The following is a 12,694-nucleotide window of genomic DNA, read 5'->3' on the forward strand; positions in this document are numbered from 1 at the left end:
GCTGAGCTGCTGAACGCGTCCGGGGCCGTGGGGGTGACGGCCGGAACCTCAGACTTCGGCCCCGGCACCCCCGGGCCGCCCGCCGCGGACGGACAGCGTCATCCCGACCACCACCGTCGCCGTCGCGACCAGCCCCGCGTACAGGACCGCGTACGAACCCGCCCAGGTACAGGCCAGCAGCGCCAACGCGGCCACCGGCAGCACCAGCTGCTGGGCCACTCCGCGCTTGAAGTGGCGCGAGTGCAGCAGCCACACCATCAGCAGGAACAGCGCCGAAGGGACGGTCACGGCCGCGTTCGCCGCGACCTGCGAGACGTGCGCCTTCCCCACCGCGTGCTCCACCGCCACCTCGATGCCCGCACCGATCGCCGCACCCGAAGCGAAGATCAGCAGATGGCCGTAGCCCCACGGGATCGCCTCCCGGTTGGAGTTCAGCCGCTCGTGCATCGGCACCGCGAAGTAGATCCACCACGCGGCGAAGACGATCAGCAGCCCGCCCGCCGCGATCGGCAGCAGCTCGTCCAGCGCCTCGTGCTCGTCCAGGGCCGACTTCACCGCCACCGTGCTCGCCGCGATCGTCTCGCCCAGCACGATGATGGTGAACAGGCCGTACCGCTCCACGATGTGGTGGGCGTGCCAGGGAGTCTGGTGCCCCCGCTCGGCCAGCACCGGCACCAGCAGCTCGGCCACCACCAGCACCAGGAACAGCCACCGCTTCGAACCGTCCGGAGCGAACAGCAGCCCCACCCAGCCCGCCTGACACAGCACCAGTCCCGCCGCGTACTTCAACGCAGCCGAACGCGCCGGACCGCTCTCCCCGGCCGCCGCGCGCAGCCACTGCGCCGTCAGCGCCACCCTCATGATCAGGTAGCCGATGACGGCCACCGTCCAGTCGTTGTCGTCGAAGGCCCGGCTCACCCCCGCCGCGTAGACCAGCACACCCGCGATCTGCACCAGCGTCGCGACCCGGTACGGCACGTCGTCGCAGTCGTAGGCGGACGCGAACCACGTGAAGTTCATCCACGCCCACCACACCCCGAAGAAGACGAAGAAGTAGCCGACCACCCCGGCCCCCGGATGGCCCTCCGCCAGCGCGTGCACCAGCCGCGCCCCCGCCTGGGCGATCGCGACGACGAAGCACAGGTCGAAGAACAGCTCCAGCGAGGTCGCCGTCCGGTGCCCCTCGTCGCGGCTCCGGGCGGTCATCGGTACGTACGTCATACCGCCCAGCACACCAGGGCCCGGCCCCCCGACCGGCGAGGCGCGCGGCCGACGGCCCCCGGGTACCCCGGGCGGACTCGTTCCGGCCCCCTCCGCCCGGCACCCCTCCCGGCCGGGAGGCGAACGGACCACGCCCGGCGGGACAAGGTCCCGCCACCCGCACGACGTTCGCCCCTGCCGTACCCCACCCCCCGGAGCGGAGCCTGGATAAGTCAGGACCCGTCTCAATGTTCAGGACCACGCCATGAGTTCCGCCACGCAGCAAGCGCCACAGGTCCTCGCCGACCCGGCGCAGTACCGCCCGGGCCGCACCATCACGGAGTGGACCCCCGAGGATCCCGCCTTCTGGCACTCCACCGGGAAGAAGGTCGCCACCAGGAACCTGTGGATCGCGGTCCCGGCCCTGCTCGTGGCCTTCGTCGTCTGGCAGGTGTGGAGCATCACGGCCACCAACCTGAAGGACGTCGGGTTCGGCTACTCCCAGTCCCAGCTGTTCTGGCTCACGGCCGTCCCCGGAATCACCGGCGGCACCGCCCGGATCTTCTACACCTTCCTCGGCCCCATGGTGGGGCAGCGACGCTTCACCGCCCTCTCCACGGTGATCCTGGTCGTACCGCTGCTCTGGCTCGGCTTCGCCGTGCAGAACCCGGACACCTCCTACACCACCATGGTCGCCATCGCCGCCCTCTGCGGAATCGGCGGCGCGAACTTCTCCTCCTCCCTCGCCAACATCGGCTTCTTCTACCCGAAGCAGGAGAAGGGCAACGCCACCGGCATCAACGGCGGCCTCGGCAACCTCGGCGTCTCCGTCGTCCAGCTGCTGACCCCCATCCTGATCACCTCCTCCGTCCTGGCCCTCGGAGCGGGCCAGAAGAAGGCCGACGGCTCGGAGATCTACCTCCAGAACGCCGCCTTCGTCTGGATCCCGGTACTCGTCGTGCTCGCGGCGGTCGCCTGGTTCGGGCAGAACGACCTCAAGGTCGCCTCCACCCCCTTCAGCCAGCAGAAGATCATCTTCAAGCGCAAGCACAACTGGCTGATGACCTGGCTCTACGTCGGCACCTTCGGCTCCTTCATCGGCTTCGCGGCCGCCCTGCCGCTGCTCATCAAGACCACCTTCCCCGCGTACCCGGTGGCCACCTACGCCTGGATGGGCCCGGCCCTCGGCGCGCTGGCCCGCTGGGCGGGCGGCTGGATCGCGGACAAGCTGGGCGGCGCCCGGGTGACGATCCTTTCCTTCGTGGGCATGGGTGCGTCGATCATCGGTGTGATCAACTTCCTGCCCGCGGGCTCTGACCACGGTTCGTTCCAAGGCTTCTTCCTCTGCTTCCTGGCCGCCTTCTTCTTCTCGGGCATCGGCAACGGCTCGACCTTCCGGCAGATCCCGGTCATCTTCCGGGCGCAGCACCTGAAGGGCCTGGCGGAGGGCACGCCGCAGTACGCGGCCGCCCTGAAGCAGTCGGAGATCGAGTCCGGCGCGGTGACGGGCTTCACCGCCGGCATCGCCGCCTACGGCTTCTTCTTCATCCCGGCGATGTTCGCCAACTTCTCGGTGACCAGCGCGATGTGGGGCTTCGTCGCCTTCTACGCCAGCTGCGTGGCCGTGACGTGGTGGTTCTACGCCCGCAAGAACGCCGAAGCCCCCAGCTGACCCCACCGACCCGGCCCCGGACGCCGGCCCCCCGACCCGGCCCCGGACGCCGGCCCCCCGACCCGGCCCCGGACGCCGGCCCCCCGACCCGGCCCCGGAACGCCGACCCGTCCGTCCGCCGGCCGACCCGGCCCCGGACGCCGACCCGGCCCCGCCCGTTGGCCCGGCCTCGGACGCCGTCCCGATCCCCAGACGCCGGCCCCGGATGCCGATCCCGGACCTAGGCCCCGGTCCCGGTCGCCGACCCGGCCCCCGCCCGTCGGCCCCGGATGCCGATTCCGGACGTCCCCGATCGCGGACGCCGATCCCGGACGTAGGCGTCGGCCCCGGACGCCGGCCCCGACCTGGGATGCCGATCCCAGGCGTAGGCCCCGACCTCGGACGCCGATCCCGACTGCCCGACCCCGACCCTCGCGGCCGGGGTCGGAGGCCGTTGCGCGCCGCCCCGCGGCCCCCCCGGCCCGACCCTAGGACCAAGACCAGGCCCAGGCCCAGACCAGGCCCAGGCCCCAGGCCCAGGCCCAGGCCCCAGGGCCAGGCCCAGGCCCCAGGCCCAGGCCCCAGGGCCAGGCCCAGGCCCCAGAACCCGGGCCCCCCGGCCCCGTCGGCCGAGCCCAGGCCCGGGCACCGACACCGATGCCGGGCCCGGCCCCGGTGGCTGGCCCGGCCCCCGCACCGGCACCGGGCATCGACACCGGCCCCGGAGCCGAGCCGCAGGCCGCAGGGCGCAGGGCGCCGGCCCACCCGCCACCTGGCCACATCCCCGGAGCTCCGGCCCGACAGTCACCCACCACGGGGTCCGGAGCGCTGGCCCGGCACTCCGGTCCAACCCCGCACTCCGGGCCCGCGGCCCGGGCCCGTCACCCTCCCCCGATCGCCGCCGACTGCCGTATCACCGCGTCGCCCGTCTCCGCCGCCAACGCCCCCGTGACCGCCCCCGCGACCGGGCCCGGCGGCGGTGCCGGCCGGCAGCCGCACCGCCGCGCGGCCCTGGCGGCGCAGCCGCGGGCGCGCTGGTCCGCGTACCGCTTCCTCCTCCGCTTCCGCGGCGGGCCGACCGGGCCCGCCCGCCCCGCCGCCATCGGCCCCTCCAGACCGTTCGAACCGTCCTGCCCCGGCATCACGCAGGACCACCCCGGGTTCTTCGCCATCATGCTGCTGCTCCTCTCCGCGTCTGCTCCCTCGCCGACTTCCTTCATGCTGCCGGGGCCGCCCACGACGTGCGTCGCGCTATCCACAGGCACCGCCAAAAGGCAGCTTTACCGACTTTCCAGTCCGCCGCCCCGAAAACTTGTGAACGCTTTCACAAGCGCGCTATGGGCTTTGGTCCTGTAGAAAACGGCAGTTCAGGGCAGGTGTCAGCGATCCGGATCCACTGGCCGGGGGACCTTCGGGCCCAAGCTCGGGACCATCGCGGTGCCAAATGATCGATCAAAAGGCGTGGAATGGACACAAGCAAAGAGGCGACTCGGAGAAGGTGCCGGTGATGACTGCCACCCCTGTGGAGACCACGAAGAACGGCCAGGCCTGGGAAGGCTTCAAGGGCGGCCTGTGGCGCGATGCCATCGACGTCCGCGACTTCATCCAGCAGAACTACACGCCGTACGAAGGCGACGACTCCTTCCTCGCCGGCCCCACCGACCGCACGACCGCCGTATGGAAGGCGATCACCGACAAGTTCCCGGAGGAGCGCGAGAAGGGCGTCTACGACGTCGCGTACGACATCCCGTCGTCGATCACCGCCCACGCCCCGGGCTACATCGACCGCGACAAGGACCTGATCGTCGGCCTCCAGACCGACGCCCCCCTCAAGCGCGCGATCATGCCGTACGGCGGCTGGCGCATGGTCGCCGGCGCCCTGGAGACCTACGGCTACCCGGTCTCCGAGGAGCTGGAGAAGGTCTTCACCGAATACCGCAAGACCCACAACGCCGGCGTCTTCGACGCCTACACCCCCGAGATCCGCGCCGCCCGCAAGGCCGGCATCGTGACCGGCCTCCCGGACGCGTACGGCCGCGGCCGCATCATCGGCGACTACCGACGCGTGGCCCTCTACGGAGTCGACCGCCTGATCGCCGCCAAGAAGGACGAGAAGGAGGAGCTGAACTCCCTCCCCGCCGGCAACCGCACGCTGGAGGAGACGATCCGCCTGCGCGAGGAACTCGCCGAGCAGACGCGCGCGCTGTCCGAGCTCAAGGCGATGGCGGCCTCCTACGGCCACGACATCTCCGGACCCGCCGCCACCGGCCGCGAAGCCATCCAGTGGCTGTACTTCGCATACCTCGGCGCCGTGAAGGAGCAGAACGGCGCGGCCATGTCGCTGGGCCGCACATCCACCTTTGTCGACATATATCTTCAGCGTGACATCGCGGCCGGCCACCTCACCGAGGAACAGGCGCAGGAACTCGTCGACGACTTCATCATCAAACTGCGCATCGTCCGCTTCCTGCGCACCCCCGAATACGACGAACTGTTCTCCGGCGACCCCACCTGGGTCACCGAGTCCATCGCCGGCATGGGAGAGGACGGCCGACCGCTGGTCACCAAGACCTCCTTCCGCTACCTCCAGACCCTCTACAACCTCGGCCCGGCCCCCGAGCCGAACATGACGGTCTTCTGGTCCCCGCGGCTGCCGCAGGGCTTCAAGGAGTTCTGCGCCCGCGTCTCCATCGACACCTCCTCGGTGCAGTACGAGTCCGACGAGCTGATGCGCCCGCGCTTCGGCGACGACACCGCCATCGCCTGCTGCGTCTCGGCCATGCCGGTGGGCAAGCAGATGCAGTTCTTCGGCGCCCGCGTCAACGTCGCCAAGACCCTCCTCTACGCGATCAACGGCGGCCGCGACGAGAAGTCCGGCGCCCAGGTCGGACCGCGGACCGCCCTCCCGTCCTCCGACGTCCTCGATTACGACGAGGTGATGGCCAGGTTCGACGAGCAGATGGAATGGCTCGCCCAGACCTACGTCCACGCCCTCAACGTCATCCACTACATGCACGACCGCTACGCCTACGAGCGCCTCGAAATGGCACTCCACGACCGCGACGTGCGCCGCACCATGGCCTGCGGCATCGCCGGCCTGTCCGTCGCCGCCGACTCGCTGTCCGCCATCAAGCACGCCAAGGTCACCGCACTCCGCGACGAGACCGGCCTCGCTACCGACTACGCCATCGACGGCGACTACCCGGCGTACGGCAACAACGACGACCGCGTCGACGAGATCGCCGTCCACCTCGTCGAGGAGTTCATGAGGAAGATCCGCAAGCACGAGACGTACCGGGGCGCCGAACACACCCAGTCCGTGCTGACGATCACCTCGAACGTGGTCTACGGCAAGAAGACCGGCAACACCCCCGACGGGCGCCGCGCCGGCGAACCGTTCTCCCCCGGCGCCAACCCGATGAACGGCCGCGACACCCACGGCTACGTCACCTCGGCCCTGTCCGTCGCCAAGCTCCCGTACGAGGACGCCGAGGACGGCATCTCACTGACCAACACCGTCACCCCCGACGGCCTCGGCCGCACCCCCGAGGAACGGATCAGGAACCTCGCCGGAGTGCTCGACGGCTACACGGCCGTCGACGGCTTCCACATGAACGTCAACGTGCTGAACCGCGACACCCTCATGGACGCCATGGAGCACCCCGAGAAGTACCCGCAGCTGACCATCCGCGTCAGCGGCTACGCGGTCAACTTCGTGCGGCTCACGCGGGCGCAGCAGCTCGACGTACTGAACCGCACCTTCCACGGCGCGCTGTAGAGCCGTCCGCAGACCGCACGGCTCGGGGCCGGGCCCTCACCCCGGCCCCGAGCCGCGCGCTCCCACCGGAACACGACTGGAGCACCTGCCATGACCGTCTACTTCGGTACGAGCCTCCCCGTCGGCCCCGACAACGCCGTCACGGTCAGCGCCGGCCGCCCCCCGGCCGCCACCGCGCAGCCCCCCGCCACGCCCGCGCAGACCCTGGCCGCCGCCGCGACGCAGCGGCCGAGCGAGGGATCGGTGCACTCCTGGGACCTGTCCACCGGAGTCGACGGCCCCGGCACCCGGTTCGTCACCTTCCTCGCCGGCTGCCCGCTGACCTGCCTGTACTGCCACAACCCCGACACCATGCGGATGCGCAACGGCCGGCGCACCTCGGCCGACGCCGTCATCGCAGAAGCCCGCAAGTACACCCGCTTCATCTCCGCCTCCGGCGGCGGCGCCACCGTCTCCGGCGGCGAACCGCTGCTCCAGCCCGTCTTCGCCGGCGAACTCCTGCACCGCATGAAGCACGACCTGGGACTGCACACCGCCCTCGACACCTCGGGCTTCCTCGGATCCCGGGCCTCCGACGCGCTGCTGCGCGACGTGGACCTCGTGCTCCTCGACATCAAGTCCTGGGACCGGGACACCTACGAGAAGGTCACCGGCCGGCCGCTGGAGCCCACCCTCGACTTCGCCCGCCGCCTCGCGGACCTGGGCAAGGAGGTGCACCTGCGGTTCGTGCTCGTGCCCGGACTCACCGACGCGCGCGAGAACGTCGAAGGGGTCGCGGCCTTCGCCGGCGGCCTCGGGAACGTCACGCGGGTCGACGTACTGCCCTTCCACAAACTCGGCGAGAGCAAGTGGGCAGCCCTGGGCATGCCCTTCACCCTCCACGACATCCCGTCGCCCACCGCCGCGCAGGTGGACCGGGCCAGGGCGGTCTTCGGGGCGCACGGCCTGAAAGCCGTGTAACCCGTCCGGAGTAACCATAAACTCCATATAACGGGCCGAATCGGCATAGACCACCTAGCTTGGTGCTGTGTCCGAGCCCACAGAAGTACTCGCCGCAGACCCACCCCCCGGCCCACCCGAGACCCAGCCGACGGCCGGGCGCTCCGTCACCGCACGAGCCACCGCGGCCGGCGCCGCCGTCTCCCTCCTGCTCATCGCCGCGATCGTGCTGGGCAGCCGCCTGCTGCGGGACTTCGACTCCGCCCTCCTGCCGTACGCCGTCGCCACGGTCTTCCTGGCCTTCGGCGTCGCCTACCGGTACACGGTCTGGGTGTCCGCACCCGGCGCACGCCGCCTCTTCAAGAAGGGCTTCGGCAGCTTCTTCTCGGCCGCCAACTTCAAGAAGGCTCCCACCGCCCTGCCGAGGATGATCGCCACCTACCTCGGCTTCCAGAAGTTCCTCGGCGCCCGCTCACGCGCCCGCTGGGCCGCCCACCAGCTGATCTTCTGGGGCTGCCTGCTCGCCGCCGCGATCACCTTCCCCCTCACCTGGGGCTGGTTCACGTTCACATCCGGCAGCGGCTCCGGACCCGGCTACGAAATGCGGATCTGGGGCTTCAAAGTCCTCGGCTTCAACTCGCTCGACATCCTCGGCTGGCTGATGTTCCACGGCCTGGACATCGCGGCCGTCCTCGTCATCCCCGGAGCCTCGTACTTCCTGTGGCGCCGCATGAAGGACCGCGGCGCCATCACGGGCCAGCGCTTCGCCTACGACCTGCTCCCGCTGATCTGCCTGATCGTGATCTCGGTGACCGGGCTGCTGCTCACCTTCTCGTCGATCTTCCTGCACGGCGGCGGCTACGAGTTCCTGGCGATCCTGCACATGGTCTCGGTGGTCTTCACCCTCATCTACATCCCCTTCGGGAAGTTCTTCCACATCGTGCAGCGGCCGGCGGCGGTCGGCATGCAGCTCTTCAAGTACACCGCCCGCCAGGACGAGGAGATCTTCGCCTGCAAGCGCTGCGGCGAACCCATCGACACCACCCCGTACGTGGAGAACCTGCGCGGCACCATGCAGGACCTCCGGCTCGACTTCAACGCCTTCGCCGAATACTGCCCCCGCTGCAAGCGGGTCCTGCGCGGCAACGCCTACCTGACCCACGTCAAGAAGGGCTTCAAGTGACCGCGACGGACCCCGCCAAGCCGGCACGTCTGCCCCTCGACCCGGCCATCGCCCCGCCCGGCACCCGCAACTTCCGCGACGCCGGCGGCATCCCCGCCGACCGGTGGCACGCCGACCAGAACGGCGAGACCCTCGTCCCCACCCACTGCTGCTTCTGCGGCGTGCAGTGCGGCATGTACCTCCGCGTCGACAACGGCGGCAAGGTCTTCGGCGTCGAACCCCGCAACCACGACATCAACCGCATGCGGCTGTGCCCCAAGGGCATCAACGCCTACCAGCAGGTCAACCACCCCGACCGGCTGACCGCACCCCTGATGCGCCGCTCCCGCGACGAGGAGTTCAGGGAAACCTCCTGGGACGAGGCCCTCGACTTCACCGTCTCCGAGATCCGCCGCATCCAGGCCGCCCACGGCAACGACGCCTTCGGACTGCTCGGCGGCGCCAGCCTCTACTCCGAGAAGACCTACCTCGTCGGCAAGTTCGGCCGGGTCGCCCTCAAGACCAGGCACGTCGACTACAACGGCCGCCTCTGCATGGTCAGCGCCGCCGGCGCCAACAAGCTCGCCTTCGGCATCGACCGCGCCGCCAACCCCTTCTCCGACATCCTCCTCACCGACTGCCTGCTCATCGCCGGGTCGAACGTGGGGGAGTGCTTCCCCGTCATGACCCAGTACCTGTGGGGCGCCCGCGACCGCGGTGCGTCGCTGATCGTCGTCGACCCGCGCGAGACGGCCGTCGCCCGCACCGCCGACGTCCACGTCGCCATCAAACCCGGCACCGACTCGGCCTTCTTCAACGCCGTGCTCCACGTCATCGTCGCCGAAGGGCTCACCGACGACGCCTACCTCGCCGCCCACACCACCGGCTGGGACGAGGTCAAGAAGACCGTCCAGGAGTACCCGCCCGCCCGGTCCGCCGAGATCTGCGGCATCCCCGCCTCCCAGATCGTCCAGGTCGCCCGCATGTTCGCCGGCGCGGACAAGGCGATGGCCTTCCACGCCCGCGGCATCGAACACCACTCACAAGGCGTCGAGAACTGCCTGTCCGTCATCAACATGTGCGTGGCCACGGGCAACCTCGGCAAACCGGGAGCCGGCTACGGCACCATCACCGGCCAGGGCAACGGCCAGGGCGGCCGCGAACACGGCCAGAAGGCCGACCTCCTGCCCGGCGGCCGCTCCATCATGAACGAGGAGCACCGCCGCCAGATCTGCCGGATCTGGGGCATCGACGAAGCCGACCTCCCGCCCGCCGGCACCTCCATGATGGAAATGGTCTGGCAGATGCAGCGGCAGGAAATTCGCGGCCTCATCGGGATCTGCAACAACCCGTTCGTCTCGCTCCCCAACTACGCGACGGTCAAGCAGGGCTACGACACGCTCGACTTCCACGCCCAGTTCGACTTCTTCCTCTCCGAGACCGCGGCCAACGCGCACGTCGTCTTCCCCGTCACCGTCTGGGCCGAGGACGAGGGCGTCATGGCGAACACCGAAGCCCGGGTGGTCAAGCACAACAAGGCCCAGGAGCCACCCGCCGGAGTACGCACCGACACCTGGGTGATGTGCGAACTGGCCAGACGCCTCGGCGCCGGCGACAAGTTCGACTTCCCCGGCTCCCGAGAGGTGTTCGAGGAACTCCGCATCGCCTCCGCCGGCACCGTCAACGACTACTACGGCATCACCTACGAGCGACTCGAAGAGACCGGAGGCATCGCCTGGCCCTGCCCCTCCACCGAGCACCCCGGCACACCCCGGCTGTTCGAGGGAGGCCGGACGTACCACCCCGACGGCAAGATCCACATGCAGGTCGTCGAATGGCACCCGCCCATGGACGCCTACACCGATGAGTTCCCGCTCTCCCTCACCACCGGCCGCACCGTCGCCCACTTCCTGTCCGGCAACCAGACCCGCCGGCTGGGCGCCCTCGTCGAACAGACCCCACGCCCGTGGGTGGAGGTGCACCCCTCGCACGGATTCCGCAACGGCGACCCCGTCCGCGTCGTCACCCGACGCGGCAGCGAGGTCTTCCCCGCCCTCGTCACCGAGGCCATTCGCCCCGACACCGTCTTCATTCCCTACCACTGGCCCGTTCCGACGGCCGCGAACGCCCTGACCATTGACGCCCTCGACCCCCGCTCGAAGATCCCCGAGTACAAGGTGTGCGCCGCCCGCATCGAAGCGGCCGAGCGCGTCGACGAAGTCCCCGCACCGCCCACGGCACCCGGCCGCGAGGCCTACCCGGAGACCCAGGTCTCCCGCACCGACCCCCTGCCGCCCACGTCCTCGCAGGGCCGTGGCACGGCGGAGAGGAGCTGACGCCGCCATGATGGGCCGCACGATCTTCATCGACCCCGGCCGCTGCATCGGCTGCCAGGCCTGCGTTTCCGCCTGCCGCGAATGCGACTCCCACCGCGGCAAGTCGATGATCCACCTGGACTACACCGACCCCGGCCGGTCCGTCGCCTCGCTCCCCACCGTCTGCATGCACTGCGAGGACCCCGTCGCGCCCTGCGCCGAGGTCTGCCCCGCCGACGCCATCCTCGTGACCGCCGACGGCGTGGTCCAGCAGGCCGACACCACCCGCTGCATCGGCTGCGCCAACTGCGTCAACGCCTGCCCCTTCGGCGTCCCGAAGATCGACCTGCAGGCGAAGCTCCAGATGAAGTGCAACCTCTGCTACGACCGCACCGCCTACGGCCTGGCCCCCATGTGCGCCACCGTCTGCCCCACCGGGGCCCTCTTCTACGGAACGCTCGAAGAACTCCAGGCCGAACGCCCAGGCGTCCAGGTCGCCGACTCCTTCGCCTTCGGCGACGTGGTCGTCTCAACCGGAGTGGCGATGGTCGTCCCCGCAGACAAGGTCCAGTGGCCCGTGCCCGGCGGCCTGCCCGTCGTGGAGGTGAATGGGGTGGACGTCCGATGAGCGTGACCCAGCAGCCCGCACCCGGCTCCGGACCGGGCCCGGACGCCGGCGGCGATGCCGCCGCCGACCGGCTGCGCGACCGGATCAGCGCCGACTCCCTCACCACCCGGCGCGACTACCTGCGGATCGTCGCCACCGTCTCCGGCGGCCTGGCCATCGGAGGAGTCGGCGTCGCCTCCGGCATCCTCCACCGGCACGGCGACAGCGAGACGATGCCCGAGGCCAAGAAGGTCACCGACCAGCTCGCACCGGGCGAGTCCGTCGCCTTCCGGTTCCCCGGCGACGATGACCGGGCCGTCGCCGTCCGGCTCGGCGACGGCAGCCTCGTCGCCTACTCCGCCGTCTGCACCCACCTGGCCTGCGCCGTGCTCTGGCGGGAGGACCGCGGCCCCGACGGGGAGCTCTACTGCCCCTGCCACGAAGGCGTCTTCGACGCCCGCACCGGCGAGGTGACCGCGGGACCCCCACCCCGCCCACTCCCGAGGATCTTCCTGACCGAGCGGGCCGACGGCAGCGTCTGGGCCATCGCCACCGCCCGCTCCGGCGAACCCGCCAAGGAAGCCCTGTGCCGGCAGTTCGGCGACTCCCGGCCCGAGATGGCCCAGCGCCTGGGCTGCCCCGGAGCGGCCCGCAGCAACGAAAGCAGGCGGACATGAGCGACGCCCAGCTCCCTCCCCGCCCCGACTACCACCCGGGGAGCGCCCAGCCCCGGCTGAACCGGCCGGTCCACGAGCGGTACCCGCAGATCCGCTCCACCAGCGGCTACGGCGACCCGCGCGTCCGGCACACCGGCCCCGGCCCGGGCGCCGGCACCGAACAGGAACCGGAGCGCTCCTCCAAGCTCAACGCCCGCCTGACCCTGGCCCTCACGGTCGTGATCGGGCAGCTCTGGGCCCTGACCGTCACCGTCAACGAGTGGATGAAGGGCAACACCGCCACGGCCTGGTGGGGAGCGGGATTCCTGATCCTGTCCTTCCTCGTCGTGATCGCCCTGTGGCTCCTCGACCCGAAGGACCGATGA

General features: G+C 70.5%; 9 protein-coding genes. 8 read left to right on the forward strand and 1 reads right to left on the reverse strand.

Annotation, left to right across the window (positions count from 1 at the left end; genetic code table 11):
* Positions 1 to 48: 48 nt before the first annotated feature.
* A complete protein-coding gene (locus tag OG553_RS19915; RefSeq protein WP_405980281.1) occupies positions 49 to 1,221 on the reverse strand; it encodes a low temperature requirement protein A in 1,173 nt (390 codons plus the stop codon).
* A gap of 244 nt (positions 1,222 to 1,465) precedes the next feature.
* On the opposite strand from OG553_RS19915, the gene OG553_RS19920 reads away from it, so the two are divergent.
* From OG553_RS19920 to OG553_RS19955, 8 genes are all read left to right on the forward strand, one after another.
* Positions 1,466 to 2,872, forward strand: a complete 1,407-nt coding sequence (locus tag OG553_RS19920) for an MFS transporter (RefSeq protein ID WP_405980282.1) — start codon at positions 1,466 to 1,468, stop codon at positions 2,870 to 2,872.
* A gap of 1,486 nt (positions 2,873 to 4,358) precedes the next feature.
* Positions 4,359 to 6,629, forward strand: coding sequence for a formate C-acetyltransferase (pflB, locus tag OG553_RS19925; RefSeq protein WP_405980283.1), 2,271 nt, complete (start codon positions 4,359 to 4,361; stop codon positions 6,627 to 6,629).
* Between the two features lie 90 nt (positions 6,630 to 6,719).
* Positions 6,720 to 7,589: a pyruvate formate-lyase-activating protein gene (gene pflA, locus OG553_RS19930; RefSeq protein WP_405980284.1), complete on the forward strand. Its 870-nt coding sequence runs from the start codon at positions 6,720 to 6,722 to the stop codon at positions 7,587 to 7,589.
* Between the two features lie 67 nt (positions 7,590 to 7,656).
* Entirely contained in the window at positions 7,657 to 8,751 is a 1,095-nt protein-coding gene (locus OG553_RS19935) for an MFS transporter (protein WP_405980285.1), read from the forward strand.
* Positions 8,748 to 11,066 carry a molybdopterin oxidoreductase family protein gene (locus OG553_RS19940; RefSeq protein WP_405980286.1) on the forward strand — a complete coding sequence of 773 codons (2,319 nt, stop codon included), beginning with the start codon at positions 8,748 to 8,750 and terminating at the stop codon, positions 11,064 to 11,066. Before OG553_RS19935 ends, OG553_RS19940 begins: the two co-directional genes overlap by 4 nt.
* Positions 11,067 to 11,073: 7 nt before the next feature.
* The gene (locus OG553_RS19945) at positions 11,074 to 11,673 is read left to right on the forward strand and encodes a 4Fe-4S dicluster domain-containing protein (RefSeq protein ID WP_405980287.1); all 600 of its coding nucleotides are present in this window, start codon (positions 11,074 to 11,076) and stop codon (positions 11,671 to 11,673) included.
* A complete protein-coding gene (locus OG553_RS19950; protein WP_405980288.1) occupies positions 11,670 to 12,329 on the forward strand; it encodes a Rieske (2Fe-2S) protein in 660 nt (219 codons plus the stop codon). The genes OG553_RS19945 and OG553_RS19950 overlap by 4 nt, the downstream gene beginning before the upstream one ends.
* Positions 12,326 to 12,694 carry a hypothetical protein gene (locus OG553_RS19955; RefSeq protein ID WP_405980289.1) on the forward strand — a complete coding sequence of 123 codons (369 nt, stop codon included), beginning with the start codon at positions 12,326 to 12,328 and terminating at the stop codon, positions 12,692 to 12,694. The genes OG553_RS19950 and OG553_RS19955 overlap by 4 nt, the downstream gene beginning before the upstream one ends.

The sequence above is a fragment of the Streptomyces sp. NBC_00158 genome (assembly GCF_045160885.1).
In the GTDB taxonomy this organism is placed as follows: Bacteria; Actinomycetota; Actinomycetes; order Streptomycetales; family Streptomycetaceae; genus Streptomyces.